Genomic DNA, 23683 nt, shown 5'->3' with positions numbered 1-23683 from the left:
TCCTGAATTACTGTTGAGGTTGTTTAGAGGCGATGTGCAGATAATGTTCCGCAACATCCAGCATGCGGTTGGCAAAACCCCATTCGTTGTCGAACCAGGCCAGGATGTTCACCAGCCTCGGGCCGGAAACGCGTGTCTGGCTGGCATCGACTATCGCCGAATGCGGGTCGTGGTTGAAATCACAACTGGCGTGGGGCAACTCGGTGTAGGCCAACAGGCCTTTGAGCGGGCCACTGGTGGCGGCGTCGCGCAGGATCCGGTTGACCTCCGTCGCATCGGTATCGCTGACGGTTTGCATGGTGATGTCCAGGCAAGACACGTTCACCGTCGGCACCCGTACGGCTTTGGCCTGGATTCGCCCGGCAAGTTCCGGCAACAGGCGCTCGATGCCGCGCGCCAAGCCTGTGGACACCGGAATCACTGACTGGAACGCCGAACGCGTACGGCGCAGGTCTTCGTGGTGATAGGCGTCGATCACCGGCTGGTCGTTCATGGCCGAGTGGATGGTAGTGATCGACACGTAATCCAGGCCGATCGCCTGATCCAGCAGGTGCAACAGCGGCACGCTGCAGTTGGTGGTGCAGGAGGCGTTGGACACCAACAGCTCATCACCGGTCAGGCAATCCTGGTTGATGCCATAGACGATGGTGGCGTCGACATCCGCCTCGCTGGCCATCGGCTGGGAAAACAGTACACGTGGCGCGCCGGCATCAAGGAAACGCTGGCCATCGGCACGGGTGTGATAGACACCGGAACATTCCAGCACCAGGTCAACGCCCAATGCTTTCCAGTCGATGCCTTCGGGGGTAGCACTGCGTAACACCTTCACGCAGTTGCCATTGATATGCAGACAGTCGTCCTCGACCCGCACTTCGCCTGGAAAGCGGCCGTGGGTGGAGTCGAAGCGTGTCAGGTATTCGATGCTGGCCATGTCAGCCAGATCGTTGATCGCGACAATTTCAAACCCGGCCGCCGCCCCTCGCTCGAACAGAGCACGCAAGACGCAACGACCAATGCGGCCGTAGCCGTTGAGTGCAACTTTGTAGGGACGCGGTTGAGGCATGGGGTTCTCGATTACCTTGGGTAAAGGGGTGAATGTGCCGCCGCCTTCGCGAGCAAGCCCGCTCCCACATTTAGACCGCGATCTAATGTGGGAGCGGGCTTGCTCGCGAAGGCGTCAGTACAGCCACCCCAATTTACAGCCTTAGTCTTCCAGCAGCTCTTCAGCCTGACCCAGGATGTTGTCCAGGGTGAAACCGAATTCTTCGAACAACGCTGGCGCCGGCGCCGACTCACCGTAGGTGGTCATGCCGATCACGCGGCCTTCCAGGCCCACGTACTTGTACCAGTAGTCGGCGTGAGCCGCTTCGATAGCGATACGTGCGCTGACCTGCAACGGCAATACCGATTGCTTGTAGCCGGCGTCCTGGGCGTCGAACACGCTGGTGCACGGGATCGACACCACGCGAACCTTGCGGCCTTGTTCGGTGAGCTTGTCGTACGCCTGAACGGTCAGGCCCACTTCGGAACCGGTGGAGATCAGGATCAGCTCCGGCTCGCCGTCGCAGTCCTTCAACACGTAGCCACCACGGCTGATGTCGGCGATCTGCGCGTCGGTACGCACTTGGTGCTGCAGGTTCTGACGCGAGAAGATCAGCGCCGAAGGGCCGTCTTTACGCTCGATGGCGTGCTTCCAGGCCACGGCGGATTCCACCGCGTCGGCTGGGCGCCAGGTGTCCAGGTTCGGCGTGGTGCGCAGGCTGGTCAGTTGCTCGACCGGCTGGTGCGTCGGGCCGTCTTCGCCCAGGCCGATGGAGTCGTGGGTGTATACATGGATCACACGCTTCTTCATCAGCGCCGCCATGCGTACGGCGTTACGGGCGTATTCCATGAACATCAGGAAAGTCGCGCCGTAAGGCACCAGGCCGCCGTGCAGGGACACGCCGTTCATGATGGCGCTCATGCCGAACTCACGTACGCCGTAGTACATGTAGTTGCCGCTGGCGTCTTCGGCCGTTACGCCTTTGCAGCCTTTCCACAGGGTCAGGTTGGAACCGGCCAGGTCAGCCGAACCGCCGAGCAACTCAGGCAACAGAGGGCCAAAGGCGTTCAGGGTGTTCTGGCTGGCTTTGCGGCTGGCGATGGTTTCGCCCTTGGCAGCGACTTCGGCGATGAACTCGTCGGCCTTGGCCGAGAAGTCCAGCGGCAGGTCACCGTTCAGACGGCTCATCAATTCGATGGCCAGCGCAGGGAACTCAGCGGAGTAGGCATTGAAGCGCTCGTCCCACTCGCCTTCGACGGCGCGGCCTTTTTCCTTGGCATCCCACTCGGCGTAGATGTCGGCCGGGATTTCGAACGGGCCGTGGTTCCACTTCAGCGCAGCACGGGTCAGGGCGATTTCCGCGTCGCCCAGGGGGGCGCCGTGGCAGTCTTCTTTACCTTGCTTGTTCGGCGAACCGAAACCGATGGTGGTCTTGCAGCAGATCAGGGTCGGCTGCTCGCTTTTGCGGGCGGTGTCGATGGCGGTCTTGATCTCTTCCGGATCGTGGCCGTCGACATTGCGGATCACCTGCCAGTTGTAGGCTTCGAAACGCTTAGGGGTGTCATCGGTGAACCAGCCTTCGACTTCGCCGTCGATGGAGATGCCGTTGTCATCGTAGAACGCAATCAGCTTGCCTAGGCCCAGGGTACCGGCCAGGGAAGCGACTTCGTGGGAAATGCCTTCCATCATGCAGCCATCACCCAGGAATACGTAGGTGTGGTGATCGACGATGTTGTGGCCAGGGCGGTTGAACTGTGCGCCCAGGACTTTTTCTGCCAGTGCGAAGCCAACAGCATTCGCCAGGCCTTGGCCCAGGGGACCGGTGGTGGTCTCGACGCCTGGGGTGTAGCCGAATTCCGGGTGGCCCGGCGTGCGGCTGTGCAGCTGACGGAAGCTTTTCAGATCGTCGATGGTGACGTCGTAGCCGGTCAGGTGCAGCAGCGAATAAATCAGCATCGAGCCATGGCCGTTGGACAGCACGAAGCGGTCACGGTCGGCGAACGATGGATTGCTCGGGTTGTGTTTCAGGTAGTCACGCCAAAGTACTTCGGCGATATCCGCCATGCCCATCGGGGCACCGGGATGGCCGCTGTTGGCTTTTTGCACGGCATCCATGCTGAGGGCACGAATGGCGTTGGCACGCTCACGACGGCTGGGCATCGCTGATCTCCTGGGGTTTGCTGAAAAGAAACGGAAAAAAGGACCGGCATTTTCCCTCAGCCACCGCCTGCGGGCAATGACAGATAGTCACTTGAGGGTGTTTTTCCTGCGCTTTGGGCGCCATTCCCTTGCAGAAACCGGCCACTCATTCGTCTAAAGGTTATAGCGGCGGCTTATAACCGCCACTTATCGATCAATATCAAAACTTTTTGATATTGCCCTTGCAGGGATTTAAACCCGTCTCTAGACTGCTGGCCCTATGAATCTACCCATGCCCTCCCTGCGCCCCGACGACGGCGATGAACTGGCAGCCTTGTGCAAGGCCGCTGGCGATCCGTTGCGTCTGAACGTATTGCGCGCACTGGCCAACGATTCCTTCGGCGTACTGGAGCTGGCGCAGATCTTCGCCATCGGCCAGTCCGGCATGAGCCACCATTTGAAAGTATTGGCCCAGGCCGACCTGGTGGCCACTCGCCGCGAAGGTAATGCGATTTTTTACCGTCGCGCCCTGCCCCACACCGATCTGCTGGGCGGCAAGCTGCACGCTGCCTTGCTCGAGGAAGTGGACGGCCTGAGCCTGCCGACTGACGTGCAGTCGCGTATCGGCCAGGTCCACGGGCAACGTGCTGCGGCGAGCCAGGACTTTTTCGCACGGGTCGCCGAGAAGTTTCGCGCCCAGCAGGACCTGATCGCCGGGCTGGCCCAATACCGCGACAGCGTACTGGCGATGCTGGACAAGCTGAGCTTCAGTGATGAGGCCACCGCGCTGGAAGTCGGCCCTGGGGATGGCGGTTTCCTGCCGGAACTGGCACGGCGCTTTCACCAGGTCACGGCGCTGGATAACAGCCCGGCAATGCTCGAACTGGCACGCCAACTATGCGAGCGCGAAGCACTGGGCAATGTCAGCCTGCAGTTGGCTGACGCGCTCAGTGGCACACCGATCAAGGCCGACTGCGTGGTGCTGAACATGGTCTTGCACCATTTCGCCGCCCCCGCTGACGCCCTCAAGCAAATGGCCGGGTTGCTGCATCCCGGCGGTAGCCTGTTGGTTACGGATTTATGCAGCCACAACCAGAATTGGGCCAGGGAGGCCTGCGGTGATCTTTGGTTGGGCTTTGAACAGGACGATCTGGCCCGTTGGGCCACCGCTGCGGGACTCGTTCCCGGGGAAAGCCTCTATGTAGGTTTACGTAATGGTTTCCAGATCCAGGTCCGCCATTTTCAGCGACCGGCTGGCGACACTCACCATCGGTAAATATCAGGAAAACATCGAGATGAGCGAATACTCCCTTTTCACCTCCGAGTCCGTGTCTGAAGGGCATCCGGACAAAATCGCCGACCAGATTTCTGACGCGGTGCTGGACGCCATCATTGCTGAAGACAAGCACGCCCGTGTGGCCTGCGAGACTCTGGTGAAAACCGGTGTAGCAATCATCGCTGGCGAAGTGACCACCACCGCCTGGGTTGACCTGGAGCAGATCGTTCGTGACGTGATCACCGACATCGGCTACACCAGCTCCGACGTCGGCTTCGACGGCGCGACCTGCGGCGTGATGAACATCATCGGCAAGCAGTCCCCGGACATCAACCAGGGTGTCGACCGCGCCAAGCCAGAAGACCAGGGCGCCGGCGACCAGGGCCTGATGTTCGGCTACGCCAGCAACGAAACCGACGTGCTGATGCCGGCACCGATCACCTTCTCGCACCAACTGGTGCAACGTCAGGCCGAAGCCCGCAAAAGCGGCCAACTGCCTTGGCTGCGCCCGGATGCCAAGTCCCAGGTGACCTGCCGTTATGAAGGCGGCAAGGTGGTGGGTATCGACGCCGTTGTACTGTCGACCCAGCACAACCCGGACGTTTCCTACGCTGACCTGCGTGAAGGCGTGATGGAGCTGATCGTCAAGCACGTGTTGCCTGCCGAACTGCTGACCAAGGACACCCAGTTCCACATCAACCCGACTGGCCAGTTCATCATTGGTGGCCCGGTGGGCGACTGCGGCCTGACCGGTCGCAAGATCATCGTCGACAGCTACGGCGGCATGGCCCGTCACGGCGGCGGCGCGTTCTCGGGTAAAGACCCATCCAAGGTTGACCGTTCGGCGGCCTACGCCGGTCGTTACGTGGCCAAGAACATCGTCGCGGCCGGCCTGGCCGAGCGTTGCGAGATCCAGGTTTCCTACGCTATCGGTGTAGCCCAGCCTACGTCGATCTCGCTGAATACCTTTGGCACCGGCAAGATCAGCGATGACAAGATCGTAAAGCTGGTGCGTGAGATCTTCGACCTGCGCCCTTACGCGATCACCACCATGCTCGACCTGCTGCACCCGATGTACCAGGAAACTGCAGCCTACGGCCACTTCGGTCGTACTCCAGCGCAGAAGACTGTCGGCGACGACACCTTCACCACGTTCACTTGGGAAAAAACCGACCGCGCCAACGACCTGCGCGTCGCTGCCGGCCTGTAATACCGCGCAATACCCAAAGCCCCGCCAGGTTCGCCCGGCGGGGCTTTTTATTGCCGGGAGATTCGCGGCGACATTCACATTTTTTGGATCCAAACCTTGCAGGCCAAATGATGGCCCACTAGAATCCGCGCCCTCTCGGGCCTTAGACCTTACTTGGATATTGCATTGCGCCTGCCCGGGAGCCATAAGCGCGCAAGCAATCGAACATTGAGGTTTTTCATGCGCATCTCCACGCTCGCCCCTGCCGCTCTTCTGCTCAGCCTGTTCACCCTGCCGGCTCACGCCGGTATCGACCTGAGTGCAGTAAGTGGCGCCCTGACCTCCCAACTGGGTGGCGGCGACTCCGGCGACTGCCAGCAGCACGCCAAAGACCTGCAAGCCAAGATCGATGCAGCCGAAGCCAAGAAAGACACCTTGTCCGTCAAGGCTTTCAAAGCAGCACAGGACCAGGTCAACAAAGGCTGTGACAAATTAGCTGAAACCCAAGCCAAAGCCGACGCCAAGCAACAAACACAGGAAGCAAAGGCTGATAAGCCTGACCCAGTCAAAGCCCTGGGCGGTCTGTTCAAGTAAGTAGAAACACCCGGTAAAAAGCCCCGCACTGTCGGGGCTTTTTTGTGTCCGTGTGGATCATTTAGGCTTGGCGCCCCTTCCGAGCAAGGATGCTCATGATGCGTCGATTAATCGCTCTTTTACTCAGTGTCCTCCCCTTCTGGGCGCAGGCCGAAAACTGCCCCGATGAGGCCCATACGCTAGTCGAAAGCTTGGCCACGCAAATCAGCCAGTGGGATGACAGTTACCACCGACTCGGCCAATCCCCCGTCAGCGATGAACTCTACGACCAGGCTCGCCAGCGCCTGGCGCATTGGCGCCAGTGCTTCTCCCAACCCACCGCGACACCCGACAACCCCCTCGCCTCCTCAAGGGGCACCCTTCGGCATCCGGTCGCCCATACCGGCCTGGAAAAACTGCTGGATGAGCAGGCGGTCGAGGCCTGGCTGGGTACTCGCCGGGATGTCTGGGTCCAACCCAAAGTAGACGGCGTTGCCGTGACCCTGGTGTATCGCCAGGGCCGGTTGAACCAGGTCATCAGCCGTGGCGATGGCATGCTCGGCCAGGACTGGTCCACTTCCGCGCGCAAGATCCCCGGCATTGTCCAGCAGTTGCCGGAGCCCATCGACCTGGTACTGCAAGGCGAACTCTACTGGCGCCTTATTGACCATGTGCAATCGGCACACGGCGGGCTCAATACTCGCAGCAAGGTAGCCGGGCTGATGAACCGCCGAGCATTGAGCGAAACCGATGCAGCCGGCATCGGCCTGTTCGTCTGGGCCTGGCCGGATGGAACAGCCTCGTTCACCGAATACCTTGCGACACTGGCACGCTGGGGCTTCAGCGACAGTCAGCGTTACAGCCATCCCATTCAACACGTCAGCGAAGCCGCGCACTGGCGCACCTACTGGTACAACCACCCGCTGCCCTTCGCCAGCGATGGAATAGTGCTGCACCAGGCGCAGCGTGCACCCGCCGGGCGCTGGCAGGTCAGCGCGCCGTATTGGGCTGCCGCCTGGAAGTACCCAGCCACCAAAGCGCTTGCTCTGGTGCGTGAGGTTCAATTCAAGATCGGCCGGACCGGGCGCATCACGCCGGTCCTGGAGTTGGAACCGGTACGGCTGGACGACAGACAGATCAGCCGCGTCAGCACTGGCTCCTTGCAACGCTGGCAAGCGCTGGATATACGCCCCGGCGATCAAGTGTCCATCAGCCTGGCAGGCCAAGTCATTCCCCGGCTGGACCAGGTGATTCTGCGCAACGCGACTCGGGTAGAGATGCCCGTACCCAAGCCCGGCGACTTTCACGCCCTGAGCTGCTGGCAGTTGGACCCCGGCTGCGAAGAGCAATTGCTCGCCCGGCTCACCTGGCTGAGCAGCAACCAGGGGCTGGCCTTGCCGCATATAGGTCGCGAGACCTGGAACGTATTGATCCAGGCCGGTCTAATCGCAAGCTTTCTCGATTGGTTAACCCTGGATACGGCAGAGCTTGCTAACATTGACGGCTTGGGTGATCGCAGCCGTGCGCGGGTACTCGACAGCCTCCAGAGCGCACGACAACGGCCCTTCGCACAATGGCTCAAAGCCCTGGGTGTACCGCCTGCGGCACGTTACAACCTGGAAGGTGACTGGCAGACGCTGGTTGCCAGAGACACCAAAGCCTGGCTGGCCATCGATGGCATCGGCCCGGGCCGTGCGGCGCAATTGCGCGCCTTCTTTCGCGACCCGCAGGTTCAGGCCTTGGCTGAAACACTACGCGTGGCCGGTATCGACGGGTTTTGAACCCAGCCCGGCCATAAGACTGCGACCTTGGAGCCCCACATGAAATTTCTAGCCCCTTTTGCCCTGCTGACCGTCGCAAGCTTCATGGCCACGCCGTTGTTGGCTGCCGAGGAAGCACCAGAGCTCACCGGCTGCGCCGCCAAACGCCAAGCCATCAGCACCCAGATCGAACAAGCCAAGGCTCACGGCAATGCTGAACAACAAGCCGGCCTGGAAAAAGCCCTGAGCGAAGTGACCGCCAATTGCACCGATGCATCCTTGCGCAAAGAGCGCGAAAACAAAGTGCTCGACGCCAAGCACGAGGTCAGCCGTCGTCAGGCCGACCTCGACAAGGCCATGAAAAAAGGCGACGCGGACAAGATCAACAAGCGTAAGGAAAAGCTCGCCCAGTCACGCAAAGAACTGCAAGACGCCGTGGAAGACCTCGACAAGTAAAACCGGTCAGTGGTCCCGAAACTGTTTATGGCAGGCCGTGCAGGCATCTTCGACCTTCTGCACGGCCGGCCCAAGATTACTGGCCTTGTAAGGCTGAACCTGGCTTGCGACCACCAATTCACCGGTGGCCGTTTCCAGGTTGCGGGCCAGTTCCTGGAAGCGTGCCTGTTGCTGCCAAACGTCATCCTTGGCGCTGGTGTGGTCTTCTTCACGCACGCTCGGGAAATGTTTCCACGGTTCATGGGACAACGCATCCAGCTTGACTGCGCCGTCGGCGAACTTCGCGCCGTCGAAGGGAATGCGCCCGCGCAACATGCCGCCCAGGTCTTCGCCGGTCTTGAGCATCTGCTTGAAGATCGCCTTGCGCTGGCCCAGGGGCGAATTCGGATCAACGCCGCCACAGGCGGACAGTGTCAGGCAGGCCAGCAATACAACGGTCAGTCTTTTAAAAGTCATGGTGGCTTCGAGGTCACGGGAAACGGCGGCCAGTATCCTCGCCCCGCCCGCAAAGACCAATAGCCCTATTAATAATAAGGGTTGCCCAAAAGCGCTGCGGCGCGGGCAATCGCGTCAGGAATTTCGTGTATGAATGTCACTTCAAAACGCTGGAGCCTTGGGTTGGCGTGGGCTCTACCGATGATTGCACTGCTAGCCGGTTGCGATGCGGGTAAAGAGCCAGCCAAAGATGAAACTTCAAAGCCTCACGCCGTCGCCACCTATGTCAGCGCCCCCTGGGAAGCCCTGCCCGCCGTGTCCGACAGCGACTTGCTCGCCGGTTTCGAATCCTGGCGCAGCGCCTGCCAACGCCTCAAGGCCGACCCGATCTGGGGCGCGACCTGCGCAGCAGCAGCCACAGTGCCCGGCAATGCCGTGGCGGTGCGTGGTTTTCTCAAGGAACGCCTGGATGTGTTCGGCCTGCGCTCGGCAGACAATACCCCCAACGGCCTGATCACCGGCTACTACGAACCGGTCTACCCCGGCAGCCTGACCAAGACCGCCGCCGCCCATGTGCCGGTGTATGGCGTGCCGGATGACCTGATCATCGTCAACCTGGAAAGCATCTACCCCGAACTCAAGGGCAAGCGCCTGCGCGGTCGCCTGGAAGGTCGTGTGCTCAAGCCGTATGACGACGCTAGCGCCATCAATGGCCAGGGCTCCACGGCCAAGCCGATTGCCTGGCTGACAGACCCGATGGACCTGCAATTCCTGCAGATCCAAGGCTCAGGCCGCATTCAACTGGCCGGCGGGCGTCAATTGCGTGTCGGCTATGGCGACCAGAACGGCTACCCCTACCGTCCCATCGGCCGTTGGCTGGTGGAGCAAGGCGAGCTGAAGAAAGAAGACGTGACCATGGGCGCCATCAGCGCCTGGGCCAAGGCCAACCCGCAACGCATCCCGGAACTGCTGGCGAGCAACCCCAGCTACGTATTCTTCAGCGCCCGCCCCGACAGCAACGAAGGCCCGCGCGGCTCGCTGAACGTACCGTTGACGGCCGGTTATAGCGTAGCGGTGGATCGCAAGGTGATTCCGCTGGGCAGCCTATTGTGGCTTTCCACGACGAAACCAGATGGTTCTCCCATCGCAAGGCCTGTTGCCGCGCAAGACACTGGCGGCGCAATCACCGGTGAAGTGCGTGCCGACTTGTTCTGGGGCACTGGTGCTGCAGCGGGGGAGTTGGCGGGGAATATGAAGCAGCAGGGGCAGATCTGGATGTTGTGGCCCAAGGGTGCGGCGTTGCCTCACGTCCCAGACGCTCCCGCCGGAACCTAAAGAACAACGCCGACCCCATGTGGGAGCCGGGCTTACCCGCGATGGCGGCGCATCTGTCGCCCTCTCAGCTAGCAGATACACCGCTATCGCAGGCAAGCCAGCTCCCACAATGCGGCGTGCCAATCTTCAGATCGAGACGAAGAAGAAACTCGCAATCAACGCCATCCCCACGAACCACACCAGCGAACGCAGGATCGCCCAGTCCGCCAGGTAGCAAATGATGTACAGCAGGCGACTGGTGATAAACAACACAGCCAGCACATTGATGGTCACCAATTCGGCGGTACCGGCCAGGTGCGCGATAATCACCGCCGCAGCAAACGCCGGGGTAACTTCGAAACTGTTGAGCTGCGCGCTGTGGGCACGTTTGGCAAACCCTTCGAGGGTTTCCAGGAATGCACGCGGATCATGGTTCTGACGCGGCCCGAACTTGCCGCCGCTGAACTTGGCCACGCCCGTGCACAGGTAAGGCAGGAAAATTGCGATCAACACACACCAGAACGCTACCGTCATCACCGATTCCTTTTATAGTTTTCTATGTTTAATTTGAAACAGAAATTAGAGTTTTAGCACCAATTCTGGCAAGCCGCACTTACCGCTATGAGCCGCCATGCCTGGAAAGGTTCTATCGGTGTTTTGCGCCTCGCCCTGCAACATCGCGCCGCTGCTGCGGTCCATCCCCCCATTACTGACTTCTGAACCTCCAAGGACCCCGGATGCTTGAACTTGTCGCCGCCTTTATTTGCCTCACCACCCTGCTCACTTATGTGAACTTCCGCTTTATCGGCCTGCCGCCCACTATCGGCGTAATGGTCACGGCCCTGCTGTTTTCCCTGATCCTGCAAGGCCTGAGCGTGCTCGGCTACCCAGGCCTGGAAGAACGCATCCAGCAATTGATCGGTCAGATCGACTTCGGCGACTTACTGATGAACTGGATGCTCTCGTTCCTGCTGTTCGCCGGCGCCTTGCACGTCAACCTGAGTGACCTGCGCAGTTACCGCTGGCCCATCGGCCTGCTGGCGACCTTCGGCGTATTGATCGCCACCGTGGTCATCGGCAGCTTGGCCTACTACATCTTTGCCCTGTTTGGCTGGCATGTGAGCTTCCTCTACTGCCTGCTGTTCGGTGCACTGATCTCGCCCACCGACCCAATTGCGGTGCTCGGCGTACTGCGTACCGCCAACGCCTCCAAACCGCTGAAAACCACTATCGTCGGCGAGTCGCTGTTCAACGACGGCACGGCAGTGGTGGTGTTTACCGTGTTGCTGGGCATTGCACAGCTGGGCGAAACCCCAACGGTAGGCGCCACGGCTATGCTGTTCGCCCATGAGGCGATTGGCGGCGTGGTGTTCGGCGGCTTGATCGGCTATCTGGTGTACCTGATGATCAAGAGCATCGAGCAGCACCAGATCGAAGTGATGCTGACCCTCGCCCTGGTGATCGGCGGTTCGGCGATGGCCACCGAGTTGCACGTCTCTGCACCGATCGCGATGGTGGTCGCGGGCCTGATCATCGGCAACCTGGGGCGCAAGTTGGCGATGAACGACATGACCCGCCGCTACCTCGACGGTTTTTGGGAATTGCTCGATGACATGCTCAACGCCTTGCTGTTCGCATTGATCGGCATGGAATTGCTGCTGTTGCCGTTCAACTGGCTGCACGTGTTCGCAGCCAGCTTGCTGGCGGTAGCGATCCTGCTCTCGCGCCTGCTGACGGTGGCGCCGGCGATCTTGCTGCTACGTCGCTGGCGCACAGTGCCGCGCGGCACCATCCGCATCCTTACGTGGGGCGGCCTGCGCGGTGGCGTGTCGGTTGCCTTGGCCTTGGCGTTGCCGCTGGGCCCGGAGCGTGACCTGCTGCTGAGCATCACCTACATCGTGGTGCTGTCGTCGATCCTGTTGCAGGGCCTGAGCATCGGCAAGCTGGTCAAGCGCGTGACCCGGGACGAGCCCCAGGTCGCGCCTGAGCATCACTGACCCTTTTTGATCTGCTGCGGATGCCTAGGGTCCGCAGCAGCCTTGCCCGGCAAACTGCTTTCACTGCGAATCTGCGCATGGCTGATCAGCGCAAAGATAAAACTGCCGCCGATGATATTGCCCGCCAGCGTGGGCCCGGCGAACACCCGCCAGAAATCCTTCCACGGCAACTCGCCGGCAAACACCAGGTACGACACTTCCGCCGAACCCACCACGATGTGGGTGAAGTCGCCAAGGGCCATCAGGTAGGTGATCAGGATGATGATGAACATCTTGGCGCTTTCCATCGACGGGATCATCCACACCATGGTGGCGATCATCCAGCCAGAAACGATGCCCTTGGCAAACATCTGGCCCGGGTCGTTTTCCATGACCTTGCGCCCGATCTCCAGAAAAGCCAGGTCAGTCTTGGTATCAAAAATCGGCAGGTGCAGCATCACGTACGCCACCAGCAAGGTGCCGCACAAATTGCCCACCAGCACCACCGTCCACAGCCGTAGCAAACGCCCGGCATTCGCCAGCGTGGGTTTGCTCATCACCGGCAGCACAGCGGTCAGGGTGTTTTCGGTGAACAGTTGCTGGCGCGCCAGGATCACAGCGAGGAAGCCCGCGCAGTAGCCGAAACTGGCGATCACCTTGAACCCCTCACCGTCTGGCAGCCGCGAGTTGAGCAGGCCCATGCCCATCAGCGAGAGGCCCATGGTCAGGCCGGCGGCCAGCGCCGACCACCACAGCGCCGCTACGTTGCGCTCCAGCTCCTGGTCGCCTTGGGTGCGGATGATTTCATGCAGCACCGCCGCGCGGGGTGGCTGGTTCTTGTCGACGTCCTGCTGCTCTTCCTGCGACAGGTTGGGGGTCTTGCCGTCTTCTTGCGTGGCCATGGGCGTACCTGAACAGGAGGGTGTTGTTCAGGTACGACCTGTCGCCCGTCACGAGCGTTCACTGGCCCGGCAGGATTACTCGCTGATGCTTTCTTCCGCGAACTGGTCTTTCACGTACTTGATTTCAGTACGGCCATGGGGTGCCGGCAAACCGTCTTCGCCGAGGTTGACGAACACCATCTTTTCTACGGTTAGGATGCTTTTGCGGGTGATCTTGTTGCGCACCTCGCAGGTCAGGGTGATGGAGGTGCGGCCGAACTCGGTGGCGGTGATGCCCAGTTCGATGATGTCGCCCTGGCGCGAAGCGCTGACGAAGTTGATTTCGGAGATGTACTTGGTCACCACACGCTGGTTGCCCAATTGGACAATGGCGTAGATGGCCGCTTCTTCGTCGATCCAGCGCAGCAGGCTACCGCCGAACAGGGTGCCGTTGGGGTTGAGGTCTTCGGGTTTTACCCATTTGCGGGTGTGGAAGTTCATGGTCACTCCAAAGCGTCTTGCCGAATGATGGGCAACATCATGGCAGAGCCCGCGCCAGAGCTCTATGCACCATTGCCTATCAAGCCCATGGGCGATCTTCATTTGGCCGACAGAAAGGCTTGGGAACTCGGGCGCACACGGCTATAATCGGCGCCGTTTCAAAACGGTCACATCCACTTGTTACCGTTTTCCCGCCACCTGTCCGAGGGGCGCTGCAGCAGGTTCAACCTGTCAGGCTCGGATGGGGCGTTGTCCGGCCTGATTGTCCTGGCCTGATACTAAACGCACAACGGCGCCCATTCGCACACTACGAATGGAGGCTCTTCATGAGCGCTGTCAACACGCCTGCAGATTTCAACGACTACAAAGTCGCCGACATGTCCCTCGCTGCCTGGGGCCGTCGCGAAACCTTTATCGCCGAATCCGAAATGCCAGCCCTGATGGGCCTGCGTCGCAAATACGCCGCTGAGCAGCCGCTCAAAGGCGCCAAGATCCTCGGCTGCATCCACATGACCATCCAGACTGCCGTGCTGATCGAAACCCTGGTTGCCCTGGGTGCCGAAGTGCGTTGGTCGTCCTGCAACATCTTCTCGACTCAAGACCAGGCCGCTGCCGCCATCGCTGCCGCCGGTATCGCGGTATTCGCCTGGAAAGGCGAGACCGAAGAAGAGTACGAGTGGTGCCTGGAGCAAACCATCCTGAAAGATGGCGCGCCTTGGGATGCCAACATGATCCTCGACGACGGCGGCGACCTGACCGAGCTGCTGCACAAGAAGTACCCGGCCATCCTGGACCGCGTCCACGGCGTGACCGAAGAAACCACCACCGGCGTACACCGTCTGCTGGACATGCTGGCCAAGGGCGAGCTGAAAATCCCGGCCATCAACGTCAACGACTCGGTGACCAAGAGCAAGAACGACAACAAGTACGGCTGCCGTCATAGCCTGAACGATGCCATCAAGCGCGGCACCGACCACCTGCTGTCGGGCAAGCAAGCCCTGGTGATCGGCTACGGTGACGTGGGCAAGGGTTCGTCCCAGTCCCTGCGTCAGGAAGGCATGATCGTCAAGGTTTCCGAAGTTGACCCGATCTGCGCCATGCAAGCCTGCATGGACGGCTTTGAAGTGGTTTCGCCGTTCATCGACGGCCAGAACGACGGCACCGAAGCCAGCATCGACAAAGCCCTGCTGGGCAAGATCGACCTGATCGTGACCACCACCGGCAACGTGAATGTTTGCGACGCGAACATGCTCAAAGCCCTGAAGAAGCGTGCTGTTGTCTGCAACATCGGCCACTTTGACAACGAGATCGACACCGCTTTCATGCGCAAGAACTGGGCATGGGAAGAAGTGAAGCCACAGGTCCACAAGGTTCACCGTACCGGTGCTGGTGATTTCGACCCGCAGAACGACGACTACCTGATCCTGCTGGCTGAAGGCCGCCTGGTTAACCTGGGCAACGCCACTGGCCACCCAAGCCGCATCATGGACGGCTCGTTCGCCAACCAGGTACTGGCCCAGATCTTCCTGTTCGGCCAGAAATACGCCGACCTGTCGCCAGCCCAGAAAGCCGAGCGCCTGACCGTGGAAGTACTGCCGAAGAAACTCGACGAAGAAGTGGCCCTGGAAATGGTCCGCGGCTTCGGCGGCGTTGTGACTCAACTGACCAAGACCCAGGCCGACTACATCGGCGTGACCGTCGAAGGTCCGTTCAAGCCGCACGCTTACCGCTACTGATTTGCCTGCGGCCCGCTACCTTTCAAGGGGAGCGGGCTTTATATGGGAGCGGGCTTGCTCGCGAATGCGGTGTGTCAGTTGATGCATCCGGTGACTGACACACCGCTTTCGCGAGCAAGCCCGCTCCCACATTAAATCGGTGCATGACTTCCGGTATCTGAGTTTCATAGGGTTATTACCATGTCCCAAGACCGTCGCTACAGCTTCGAGTTCTTCCCGACCAAGACCGATGCTGGGCATGAAAAACTGATGGCGACTGCTACGCAGTTGGCCAGCTACAACCCCGACTTCTTTTCCTGCACCTACGGCGCCGGCGGCTCGACCCGTGACCGCACGATCAACACCGTGCTGCAGCTGGAAAGCCAAGTCAAAGTTCCCGCCGCTCCGCACCTTTCGTGCGTGGGCGACAGCAAGGACGACCTGCGCGGCCTGCTGACCCAATACCAGCAAGCCGGCATCAAGCGCATTGTTGCCCTGCGTGGCGACCTGCCGTCCGGCATGGGCATGGCCAGCGGTGAGCTGCGCTACGCCAACGACCTGGTGAGCTTCATCCGCGAAGAAAGCGGCGACCACTTCCACATCGAAGTGGCGGCTTACCCGGAGATGCACCCACAGGCCCGCAACTTCGAAGAAGACCTGCAGAACTTCGTGCGAAAGGCCAACGCCGGTGCCGACAGTGCGATCACCCAGTACTTCTTCAACGCCGACAGCTACTTCTACTTTGTCGAGCGTGTACGGGCCATGGGCGTGAATATCCCCATCGTGCCGGGCATCATGCCGATCACCAACTACAGCAAGCTCGCGCGTTTTTCCGACGCTTGTGGCGCCGAAATCCCACGCTGGGTGCGCAAACAACTGGAAGCCTACGGTGACGACGTCAAGAGCATCCAGGCGTTCGGTGAGCAGGTCATCACAGAAATGTGTGAAAGTTTGTTGCAAGGTGGCGCGCCAGGGTTGCACTTCTATACCCTGAACCAGGCTGAGCCGAGCCTCGCAATCTGGAACAATCTCAAGCTCCCACGCTGAGGTTTGTTCAAGCAGCATCCAGGCCCTCGTTTATACGGGGGCCTTTTTTTGTTTTTATCCCCACCGGAAAGGAAGCCAGCAGTAAATGAATACAGCGTCCACGACTCAACGCCCGCAACTGGTTTACCTGGTTTTTGGCGCCGAGACTTACCATCAGGAAGCGGTATTCAGCATCGCCAGTGCCCTGGCGCATCTGGGCGGCACTCAGAATCTGCCACTCGACATCCAGGTATTCAGCGACAACCCCGAGCCTTACCGCGACTTGCCGGTGCAGGTCCACACGCTGGATGAAGCCACCCGTAAACGCTGGAGCGAGCCCCACGGCTATCATTTCCGGACCAAACACGTGCTGTTGCGCCAGGTGCTTGAAACCTCGGAACGCGCGCTGCTGATCGACACCGACACGTTTTTCCATGACTCACCCATGGCGCTGTTCGAACGCGTATCACCCGGCACCGTGCTGTGCAACGCGTTCCACGCCAAGTACGGCGACAACCGTGAAAGCGTGCTGTACAGCGCGCTGGCCAAGGTGCTGGCAGACAAGGGCCTGGCCGATGACAACATGTCGTTGCTCAACTCCGGCGTCATGGGCCTGGCCCGAGAAGACGCGCACCTGCTGGATCACTCCATCCAACTGATGGACGACCTGTATCTGCTCGCGGGCGGCGCCTACACCCTGGAGGAGTTCTGCCTGTCGGTCGCGGCCTATCGCACAGTCAACGTGCGCCAGTGCCCGGACCTGATCCACCACTATTGGAGCCGCAAGCAGTTGTTCCGCGCCAAGGTTAAAGCGTGGATCAACAAGCACGCGGCCGACCCGGTCAACACCGCCGCCCTGGCCGACACCCGCAAGGTCTCCGCCCACCTGCCCCGCCCGCCACGCCTGCAACGCCTGATGTACAAGCTGATTACCCTGGCGCTGCCCAAGCGCAAGCAGCAGTTCATCCGCGAGATTCTCTACGGCTGCTACGAACACGAAAACGAGTTCGACCAAGCCTGTGGCCCGGTTTGGTGGGACAAGGCTCGGCAAAATCAGGAAGAGCGCCAGAAAAGCCCGGTCGACGCCCACCAACTGGAGCACTGGTTCGCCAACCCCCTGGTGCGCATGATTCTGGGCGAGCGGCGCGCTGCCATCTACGAACACCTGATGACCTCAGGAGCTAAATAGCACCGCCTGCGGATACGCGTGCCAGAGCTTCTCTTTCATGCAGGAGCGTCGTAACCTCAGGGCATGCCCGCCCTTTTGAAGCTGTTGACCGCTGCGCTTTTTACTTGCCTGAGCCTGGCAGCTTATGGCGAGAAATTGCGCATTGTCACCGAGCCCTGGGCCCCCTACGTCTACGATGACCACGGCACGATGCGCGGTCTGGATTACGAAACCACAGTGACGGTGTTCCAGCGCCTGGGCGTGGACGTTGAATGGCAGTTCCTGCCCTGGAAACGCTGCCTGGCGATGCTCGACCAAGGTAACGCCGACGGCGCGCTGGATATTTTCCACAGCCACGACCGCGACACCCTGTTGCTGTATCCGAGCGAACCGTTGTCGGAAGTGGAGTTCGTGCTGTACTACGCCAACGAGCGCCCACACCCCGCCCAAACCCTCGAAGACCTGCACAACCTGACCGTCGGCACCTCGCCAGGCTACCTGTACGGCTCACCCTTCGCCGATTCCACCCTGTTCCATCGCGAACCGGCACCCAGCCACGAAGCCAACTTCGGCAAATTGCTGCTCGGACGTATCGACCTGGTGATCACCGACCGCCGCGTCGGCCAGCATGTGCTCAAGGAAATGGGCCTGGAAGACAAAGTCAGCCAGGCACCCGTCGTGGTCAGCCGGCAGCAGCAATTCCTGGCGGTACGCCGTGGCGCCGGCATGGACCTGCTGGTGCAACGCTTTGCCGCTGAACTCAAGCGCTTCAAACAAGAGCCGGCCTACGCCGCCTTAAGCGCCAAATACGGTGGATTTCAAGCAAATACGGCCTCCGGACACACCGTTGAGCAGCAGGAAAGCAGCGCGCGGTGATTGCTCTGTTATACTCCGGCCTTTCCGCCAGGCTTACGCCCGGCCGCTGAAGTCTTGAAAAAGGCACCCAACCCAGCTACTGCGCAGCTTTCAGCCCGCGCGAGCCGGTGGAGTGCCCGCCAGACGCAGCAGGACCGGACGGGATAACGCTCCCCTAAGCGTCATTCACGCCCGGCAAGATTATCCCTTTGGGCCAAGCCCTAACTAAAACAGGATTACTCATGTCCTTTGCTTCCCTCGGTCTCTCCGAGGCTTTAGTCCGCGCCATCGAGGCAGCGGGCTATACCGAGCCTACTCCGGTGCAACAGCGGGCCATTCCCGCCGTGTTGCAAGGTCGCGACCTGATGGTTGCGGCTCAGACAGGTACTGGTAAAACCGGCGGCTTCGCCCTCCCGATTCTGGAGCGGTTGTTTCCCAACGGTCACCCGGACAAATCCCAGCGTCACGGCCCGCGCCAACCGCGCGTTCTGGTCCTGACCCCTACCCGCGAACTCGCCGCCCAAGTGCACGACAGCTTCAAGCTGTATGCCCGCGACTTGAAGTTCGTCAGTGCCTGCATCTTCGGCGGCGTCGGCATGAACCCACAGGTTCAGGCCATGTCCCGCGGTGTGGACGTGCTGGTGGCCTGCCCGGGTCGCTTGCTCGACCTGTGCGGCCAAGGCAGCGTCGACCTGTCCCACGTGGAAATTCTCGTACTGGACGAAGCCGACCGCATGCTCGACATGGGCTTTGTCCATGACGTGAAAAAGGTCCTCGCGCGCCTGCCGGCCAAACGTCAGAACCTGCTGTTCTCGGCAACGTTCTCCCAAGACATCACCGCCCTGGCCGGCAAGTTGCTGCACAACCCGGAACGCATTGAAGTCACGCCGCCGAACACCACGGTCGAGCGTATCGAGCAACGCGTCTTCCGCCTGGCCGCCAGCCACAAGCGTGCGCTGCTGGCCCACCTGATCACCGCAGGCGCCTGGGAACAGGTGCTGGTGTTCACCCGCACCAAGCACGGCGCCAACCGCCTGGCCGAGTACCTGGACAAGCACGGCCTCACCGCCGTTGCCATCCACGGCAACAAGAGCCAGAACGCGCGCACCAAAGCCCTGGCCGACTTCAAGGCCGGCACCGTGCGTATCCTGGTTGCCACCGATATCGCCGCCCGCGGCCTGGACATCGACCAGTTGCCACACGTAGTCAACTTCGAGCTGCCAAACGTCGATGAAGACTATGTGCACCGTATCGGCCGTACTGGCCGTGCCGGTCGTTCGGGTGAAGCCATTTCCCTGGTTGCACCGGACGAAGAAAAACTGCTGAAAAGCATCGAGCGCATGACCAAGCAGAAAATCGCCGACGGCGACCTGATGGGCTTCGATGCCAGCGCTGTAGAGGCCGAGAAGCCAGAAGCCCGCGAGCGTCCAGACGTGCGTAACCCACGCAACCCACGCGGTCCGAAGGGCGATGGCCCGAACGGCGGCGGTGGTGGCGGTGGTCGTCGCGACAAGGGCAAAGACAAAGGCGGCAAGGAAAAAGCGCCTACCAACGGCCGTGGCGAACGCCCAGCCCGCGAACAAAAGCCACGTGAAGGTACCCCGGCCCGCGAACAGCGCCAGCCGAGCCAACCACCACGCGCCGCCGCCGACCGCGCCCCGGACGAGTTCCTCGACGACGACGTGGATAACTTCGGTAACCGCGTTGACTACGTGCCCCAGGCCAAACCAGCCCAAGGCCGTGGCCGCCGTCCAGGTGCTCCGGCACAGGGCGCCGGTACTGGCGCACCACGCGGTGGTCAGCTACAAGGCGGTCGCCAAAATGGTCCGCGTAACAGCAGCGGCGGTACCACCGGTACGCCGCCTGCCAAGCGCAGCGGCCCACGCAGTGGTGCGCCACGTGATGGCCAGGCCCGTCGTGAAGATTCACGTAGCAACAACCGCCGCCCAGCCCGTGACGACCAGCCTCGCTCGTCCGAACCGGCCGTGCAGAACCCGCGCGGCGGCCCGGCGCCGAAGATCATCCACAAGGAGTCGAAAGCGGATCGCTTCCCGACACCCGAGCAGTTGGATCAACTGCCAGGCCGTCCTCGTGGTGAGAAGCCAGCACTGCTGACACGCAACCGCTAGTTGAACAAAAAGCCCCGGCTCGCAGGAGTCGGGGCTTTTTTGTGCCTGTCATTTGACGCCAGAGATTACCTTGTCACTGGCGCGACCATCGTGTTTACTTGGCCACCAACAGTGCCATCACTGACCCCGAATGGCTGGGACGATACTCATGACGAATGCCGCGCCAGCGATCAAACTCAGTACGCTTCGGCAAATCGCCCCCTACCTGAGCATGCGCGGAGTGTCGCCGCTGGAGTTCTTCCGGCGCTTTGGTATTTCCCCCCACGTGTTTCAAAACCCCGAGGCCTGGGTACCCCGCGAGGCCTGCTTTCACATCGCCAACGAAATGGCCGCCGCCGCCCAGGATCCGTTCGGCGGTGCCACCATCGGGCACCTGACCGAAGTGCGCTCAACCGGCATATGGGGCGAATTGATACTGGGCTCGACCAATCTCGCCCAGGCCTGTGCAGCGGCGGCGGTTCATACGGGTTTGGTGCATCAAGGCAGCGAAGTAAAAATCCTCACCGAAGGCCGTACGACGAGACTGATCCAACACTTCACCGGCCAGCACGGTGCTGATCCCAAGCAAGTCATTTTCGGCACCCTGGCCGTGCTCAGGAAAGTACCGCTGATGGCCGGCGCGCCTGGCGCCATCCGGGTTCACCTGAAAAACCCGCGAGAAAAAGGCGACGAGGCCCTTGAAGAGTACCTGGGGCCTAACCTGGTGATGAACGCCGAGTACAACATGATCGAATTCGATCGTGAGTTGCTCGAGATCCCCCTGCAACAGGTTCGGGATATTGCCTGGAAAACTACCCAGGCCTTGAAGTCGACCTCTGACGCAGCTGACGTGCTCGCCCGGCAGATAGCAGATCAGGAACAATCCAAGCTGCTTACTATTTCAAGAAAGATCGGGCTGTCTGCCAGAACCTTGCAGCGTCGCCTCGAACATTGCGGTATCGATTTCGACGCCCTGCGTGACGAGACACGGCGCAGCGAAGCCCTTCAACTCATTGCCACCGGCAAATACAGCGCGACCGAAATAGCCTATATGGTCGGTTATAGCGATCCCGCGCACTTTACCCGTGCCTTCAAGCGTTGGACGGGCACACCGCCGTCGCGCTTTCGCTCCATCTTGTTGCAACAAGATCACTAAACACCCCGCCTGACTCTCCCCTCTCCAACCGCGCGGCCCCGCTCATGGGCGGTGTTCGCGTGCGCGCTCGCCTTGCTTTTGGCACCAAATGGCAAGTTCGCGCGAGGGCGTTCTTATACAGTCAAAAAGTTAACGCCAACTTATATAACCCTGAGGTTTAAATGTCCCACTCATCCACGGCCTGCATCTTCGCCATGGCGCTGGCAACTTTTGGAAGTGCATACGCCCAGTCCTCCCCGGAGGCAACAATACCGGTGGGTGTGGACAACTTTGCCCGTGCCGAATCCGACCTCTATTTAGGAAAAATGGTCGCCACCGGCAGCCTGGGCCGCTTTGTTCATAGCCGCGAAGCCGTGCCCATCGATGCCCAAAACGTGGTTCGGATGAATCGGGACACACTCTATTCATCAGCGGTGTTCGATCTGGATGCCGGCCCCGTCACGATCAACTTGCCTGAGGCCGGTGGGCGGTTCATGTCGATGGCGGTCATCAATGAAGACCACTACGTGCCCATCGTTACTTACGGCGCTGGCAGCCGGACCCTGACGAAACAAGCGGTTGGCACGCGGTACGTATTTGTCGCGGTGCGCACGTTCTTCGACCCCGCAGACCGCAAAGACCTTGAAACAGTGCATGCGCTGCAGGACGCAATCACCGTCAGCCAGGCCAAAGTTGGCGAATTCGTAGTCCCCAAGTGGGACCAGGCCAGCCAGACAAAGGTGCGTGAAGCCCTGGAAGTCCTGGGTTCGACCATTCCCGACTACAACCAGTCGTTTGGCCCCAAGAGCGCGGTCAACCCGATTCATCACCTGATCGGCACAGCAACAGGGTGGGGTGGCAACCCGGCCAAGGACGCTATCTACCTCGGCGGTGTGATGCCCAAGAACGACGGGAAAACCGTTTACCGACTCAACGTGGGTGACGTCCCGGTCAATAGTTTCTGGTCCGTCAGTGTTTATAACGCCGACGGTTACTTCGAAAAGAACCCCTATGACGCCTATTCGTTGAACAACCTCACTGCCAAGAAAAGTGCGGACGGCAGCATCGCCATCCAGTTCGGCGGGTGCGATGGAAAGATCGCCAACTGCCTGCCTACAACACCTGGCTGGAACTACACCGTCAGGCTTTATCAGCCGAGCGAACAAATCCTGAATGGCCAATGGAGCTTTCCAAAGCCGCAGCCCGTCGCACGCTGATTAACCACTGCGCCCGTTTATCACTCAGCACATACGCCAATAAGTTTGGTTTTACACCCAAGGAAATAAGCAATGACAACCATCGGTGGTTCAAACTTCCTCAAGCATCCCGTAACACTCATTACCGGTGCGACGCTGGCACTGGCGATGGCATTGCCGGTACACGCAGACGACTCGAATGAGCCGTCCGTGACCGTCGGCGGCGGGCTCGCCGTTGGCCCGTTGTACGAAGGTTCTTCGCACTACGCCGCGTTCCCATCGCTGAAACTCAAAGCCGTCTTGCCGACCGAAAGCTGGGGCAAGTTCACCGCCTCTTTCCCGGAAGGCCTGCGCTGGGACTTGCCAGGGCTCTCGCCATTCGGCGTGGCCCTGCTGCTTGGGTACGACCAGGGTCGCAAAGAGAGAATCCACACCCTGGGCGGTCGTGACGACTACTTGAAGGGCATGGGCAATCTGGACAGCACCGCTCTGGTGGGAGCCGAAGCGTATTGGATGTTACCGGCCGGCCGCCTGTTCGTTCGCGGCCTGCAAGCCAGCCAGAGCCGCGATTACGGTGGCGAGAGCCTGGGGCGTACCGCGTACCTGGAAGCCGGCTACGCCACTGCCTATGCGTTGTCTTCGACCTTGACCCTGGACTCGACCGTGTACGGCACCTGGAGCAATGACAAAGACATGATGGCGCGCTTCGGTGTCACCGCCCAACAAGCAGCACGTACCGGCTTCGAGGAATACCACCCGGGCGGCGGGATGCGCGACGTGACCCTGAAGGTGGGGCTCACCTGGCAATGGCAACCACAGCTGGCATTGGAAGGCGGCATCAAGACCTACGCCCTAGTCTCCGACGCCCGCAACAGCCCGCTGACGGGTGAAAACGTGGGCGCAGGCGCCTATCTGAATGCCCTGTACCGGTTTTGATG

The 23683-nt window shown here is 60.6% G+C and carries 21 protein-coding genes and 1 riboswitch; of the genes, 15 read left to right on the top strand and 6 right to left on the bottom strand.

Annotated elements, in window-relative coordinates; all coding sequences use genetic code 11:
• Nucleotides 1–7 precede the first annotated feature (7 nt).
• Together epd and tkt are read right to left on the bottom strand one after the other, a co-directional pair.
• Nucleotides 8–1063 (bottom strand): erythrose-4-phosphate dehydrogenase, encoded by a 1056-nt coding sequence (epd, locus tag CFE47_RS06955; protein WP_185709183.1) that lies wholly within the window; start codon nt 1061–1063, stop codon nt 8–10.
• 141 nt (nt 1064–1204) lie between these two features.
• The gene (gene tkt, locus CFE47_RS06950; protein ID WP_286836059.1) at nt 1205–3202 is read right to left on the bottom strand and encodes a transketolase; all 1998 of its coding nucleotides are present in this window, start codon (nt 3200–3202) and stop codon (nt 1205–1207) included.
• A gap of 259 nt (nt 3203–3461) precedes the next feature.
• On the opposite strand from tkt, the gene CFE47_RS06945 reads away from it, so the two are divergent.
• From CFE47_RS06945 to CFE47_RS06925, 5 genes are all read left to right on the top strand, one after another.
• Nucleotides 3462–4457 (top strand): ArsR/SmtB family transcription factor, encoded by a 996-nt coding sequence (locus CFE47_RS06945; protein WP_286836058.1) that lies wholly within the window; start codon nt 3462–3464, stop codon nt 4455–4457.
• A gap of 19 nt (nt 4458–4476) precedes the next feature.
• A complete protein-coding gene (metK, locus tag CFE47_RS06940; protein ID WP_286836057.1) occupies nt 4477–5667 on the top strand; it encodes a methionine adenosyltransferase in 1191 nt (396 codons plus the stop codon).
• A gap of 219 nt (nt 5668–5886) precedes the next feature.
• Nucleotides 5887–6240 carry a hypothetical protein gene (locus CFE47_RS06935; RefSeq protein ID WP_185709179.1) on the top strand — a complete coding sequence of 118 codons (354 nt, stop codon included), beginning with the start codon at nt 5887–5889 and terminating at the stop codon, nt 6238–6240.
• A 95-nt stretch (nt 6241–6335) separates the two neighbouring features.
• Nucleotides 6336–8000, top strand: coding sequence for an NAD-dependent DNA ligase LigB (gene ligB / locus CFE47_RS06930; RefSeq protein WP_286836056.1), 1665 nt, complete (start codon nt 6336–6338; stop codon nt 7998–8000).
• A 39-nt stretch (nt 8001–8039) separates the two neighbouring features.
• Nucleotides 8040–8435, top strand: coding sequence for a DUF1090 domain-containing protein (locus CFE47_RS06925; RefSeq protein ID WP_286836055.1), 396 nt, complete (start codon nt 8040–8042; stop codon nt 8433–8435).
• A gap of 6 nt (nt 8436–8441) precedes the next feature.
• Here CFE47_RS06925 and CFE47_RS06920 read toward each other — a convergent pair whose 3' ends face one another.
• Complete coding sequence (locus CFE47_RS06920) at nt 8442–8891, bottom strand: c-type cytochrome (protein WP_185709176.1); 450 nt, start codon at nt 8889–8891, stop codon at nt 8442–8444.
• Between the two features lie 129 nt (nt 8892–9020).
• Between CFE47_RS06920 and mltA the strand changes: the two genes are divergently transcribed.
• A complete protein-coding gene (mltA, locus tag CFE47_RS06915) occupies nt 9021–10205 on the top strand; it encodes a murein transglycosylase A (protein ID WP_286836054.1) in 1185 nt (394 codons plus the stop codon).
• A 126-nt stretch (nt 10206–10331) separates the two neighbouring features.
• Here mltA and CFE47_RS06910 read toward each other — a convergent pair whose 3' ends face one another.
• The gene (locus CFE47_RS06910; RefSeq protein WP_286836053.1) at nt 10332–10718 is read right to left on the bottom strand and encodes an MAPEG family protein; all 387 of its coding nucleotides are present in this window, start codon (nt 10716–10718) and stop codon (nt 10332–10334) included.
• 203 nt (nt 10719–10921) lie between these two features.
• Between CFE47_RS06910 and CFE47_RS06905 the strand changes: the two genes are divergently transcribed.
• Nucleotides 10922–12181 carry a cation:proton antiporter gene (locus tag CFE47_RS06905; protein WP_286836052.1) on the top strand — a complete coding sequence of 420 codons (1260 nt, stop codon included), beginning with the start codon at nt 10922–10924 and terminating at the stop codon, nt 12179–12181.
• On the opposite strand, the gene CFE47_RS06900 is transcribed toward CFE47_RS06905, so the two are convergent.
• Nucleotides 12175–13062 (bottom strand): formate/nitrite transporter family protein, encoded by an 888-nt coding sequence (locus tag CFE47_RS06900; RefSeq protein ID WP_185709172.1) that lies wholly within the window; start codon nt 13060–13062, stop codon nt 12175–12177. The two genes, CFE47_RS06905 and CFE47_RS06900, sit on opposite strands and share 7 nt — an antisense overlap.
• Nucleotides 13063–13137: 75 nt before the next feature.
• Nucleotides 13138–13542, bottom strand: a complete 405-nt coding sequence (locus CFE47_RS06895; RefSeq protein WP_185709171.1) for an acyl-CoA thioesterase — start codon at nt 13540–13542, stop codon at nt 13138–13140.
• Between the two features lie 198 nt (nt 13543–13740).
• A riboswitch (S-adenosyl-L-homocysteine riboswitch) is annotated at nt 13741–13847 on the top strand.
• Between the two features lie 21 nt (nt 13848–13868).
• On the opposite strand from CFE47_RS06895, the gene ahcY reads away from it, so the two are divergent.
• From ahcY to CFE47_RS06855, 8 genes are all read left to right on the top strand, one after another.
• On the top strand, nt 13869–15278 hold the full coding sequence (ahcY, locus tag CFE47_RS06890) for an adenosylhomocysteinase (RefSeq protein ID WP_286836051.1): 1410 nt from the start codon (nt 13869–13871) through the stop codon (nt 15276–15278).
• 180 nt (nt 15279–15458) lie between these two features.
• Nucleotides 15459–16304, top strand: coding sequence for a methylenetetrahydrofolate reductase [NAD(P)H] (gene metF / locus CFE47_RS06885; RefSeq protein WP_286836050.1), 846 nt, complete (start codon nt 15459–15461; stop codon nt 16302–16304).
• Between the two features lie 85 nt (nt 16305–16389).
• A complete protein-coding gene (locus CFE47_RS06880; protein WP_286836049.1) occupies nt 16390–17472 on the top strand; it encodes a hypothetical protein in 1083 nt (360 codons plus the stop codon).
• Between the two features lie 63 nt (nt 17473–17535).
• Nucleotides 17536–18327 (top strand): substrate-binding periplasmic protein, encoded by a 792-nt coding sequence (locus CFE47_RS06875; protein ID WP_286836048.1) that lies wholly within the window; start codon nt 17536–17538, stop codon nt 18325–18327.
• A 221-nt stretch (nt 18328–18548) separates the two neighbouring features.
• Nucleotides 18549–20435, top strand: coding sequence for an RNA helicase RhlE2 (gene rhlE2 / locus CFE47_RS06870; protein WP_286836047.1), 1887 nt, complete (start codon nt 18549–18551; stop codon nt 20433–20435).
• A 148-nt stretch (nt 20436–20583) separates the two neighbouring features.
• On the top strand, nt 20584–21570 hold the full coding sequence (locus CFE47_RS06865; RefSeq protein ID WP_286836046.1) for an AraC family transcriptional regulator: 987 nt from the start codon (nt 20584–20586) through the stop codon (nt 21568–21570).
• A 161-nt stretch (nt 21571–21731) separates the two neighbouring features.
• Entirely contained in the window at nt 21732–22766 is a 1035-nt protein-coding gene (locus tag CFE47_RS06860) for a DUF1254 domain-containing protein (protein WP_286836045.1), read from the top strand.
• A gap of 72 nt (nt 22767–22838) precedes the next feature.
• The gene (locus CFE47_RS06855; RefSeq protein ID WP_286836044.1) at nt 22839–23681 is read left to right on the top strand and encodes a MipA/OmpV family protein; all 843 of its coding nucleotides are present in this window, start codon (nt 22839–22841) and stop codon (nt 23679–23681) included.
• The last annotated feature ends 2 nt before the right edge of the window (nt 23682–23683 follow it).

This window comes from Pseudomonas sp. PGPPP1, assembly GCF_002255865.1.
GTDB classification, from domain to species: Bacteria; Pseudomonadota; Gammaproteobacteria; order Pseudomonadales; family Pseudomonadaceae; genus Aquipseudomonas; species Aquipseudomonas cremoris.
The sequence above is the reverse complement of the archived record's forward strand: the minus strand, read 5'-3'. Positions and strand labels throughout refer to the sequence as shown.

What these genes read in the sequence shown, in the direction of transcription:
- epd (WP_185709183.1), bottom strand. Translation starts at nt 1,063, where the DNA reads ATGCCTCAACCGCGTCCCTACAAAGTTGCACTCAACGGCTACGGCCGC.
- tkt (WP_286836059.1), bottom strand. Translation starts at nt 3,202, where the DNA reads ATGCCCAGCCGTCGTGAGCGTGCCAACGCCATTCGTGCCCTCAGCATG.
- CFE47_RS06945 (WP_286836058.1), top strand. Translation starts at nt 3,462, where the DNA reads ATGAATCTACCCATGCCCTCCCTGCGCCCCGACGACGGCGATGAACTG.
- metK (WP_286836057.1), top strand. Translation starts at nt 4,477, where the DNA reads ATGAGCGAATACTCCCTTTTCACCTCCGAGTCCGTGTCTGAAGGGCAT.
- CFE47_RS06935 (WP_185709179.1), top strand. Translation starts at nt 5,887, where the DNA reads ATGCGCATCTCCACGCTCGCCCCTGCCGCTCTTCTGCTCAGCCTGTTC.
- ligB (WP_286836056.1), top strand. Translation starts at nt 6,336, where the DNA reads ATGATGCGTCGATTAATCGCTCTTTTACTCAGTGTCCTCCCCTTCTGG.
- CFE47_RS06925 (WP_286836055.1), top strand. Translation starts at nt 8,040, where the DNA reads ATGAAATTTCTAGCCCCTTTTGCCCTGCTGACCGTCGCAAGCTTCATG.
- CFE47_RS06920 (WP_185709176.1), bottom strand. Translation starts at nt 8,891, where the DNA reads ATGACTTTTAAAAGACTGACCGTTGTATTGCTGGCCTGCCTGACACTG.
- mltA (WP_286836054.1), top strand. Translation starts at nt 9,021, where the DNA reads ATGAATGTCACTTCAAAACGCTGGAGCCTTGGGTTGGCGTGGGCTCTA.
- CFE47_RS06910 (WP_286836053.1), bottom strand. Translation starts at nt 10,718, where the DNA reads ATGACGGTAGCGTTCTGGTGTGTGTTGATCGCAATTTTCCTGCCTTAC.
- CFE47_RS06905 (WP_286836052.1), top strand. Translation starts at nt 10,922, where the DNA reads ATGCTTGAACTTGTCGCCGCCTTTATTTGCCTCACCACCCTGCTCACT.
- CFE47_RS06900 (WP_185709172.1), bottom strand. Translation starts at nt 13,062, where the DNA reads ATGGCCACGCAAGAAGACGGCAAGACCCCCAACCTGTCGCAGGAAGAG.
- CFE47_RS06895 (WP_185709171.1), bottom strand. Translation starts at nt 13,542, where the DNA reads ATGAACTTCCACACCCGCAAATGGGTAAAACCCGAAGACCTCAACCCC.
- ahcY (WP_286836051.1), top strand. Translation starts at nt 13,869, where the DNA reads ATGAGCGCTGTCAACACGCCTGCAGATTTCAACGACTACAAAGTCGCC.
- metF (WP_286836050.1), top strand. Translation starts at nt 15,459, where the DNA reads ATGTCCCAAGACCGTCGCTACAGCTTCGAGTTCTTCCCGACCAAGACC.
- CFE47_RS06880 (WP_286836049.1), top strand. Translation starts at nt 16,390, where the DNA reads ATGAATACAGCGTCCACGACTCAACGCCCGCAACTGGTTTACCTGGTT.
- CFE47_RS06875 (WP_286836048.1), top strand. Translation starts at nt 17,536, where the DNA reads ATGCCCGCCCTTTTGAAGCTGTTGACCGCTGCGCTTTTTACTTGCCTG.
- rhlE2 (WP_286836047.1), top strand. Translation starts at nt 18,549, where the DNA reads ATGTCCTTTGCTTCCCTCGGTCTCTCCGAGGCTTTAGTCCGCGCCATC.
- CFE47_RS06865 (WP_286836046.1), top strand. Translation starts at nt 20,584, where the DNA reads ATGACGAATGCCGCGCCAGCGATCAAACTCAGTACGCTTCGGCAAATC.
- CFE47_RS06860 (WP_286836045.1), top strand. Translation starts at nt 21,732, where the DNA reads ATGTCCCACTCATCCACGGCCTGCATCTTCGCCATGGCGCTGGCAACT.
- CFE47_RS06855 (WP_286836044.1), top strand. Translation starts at nt 22,839, where the DNA reads ATGACAACCATCGGTGGTTCAAACTTCCTCAAGCATCCCGTAACACTC.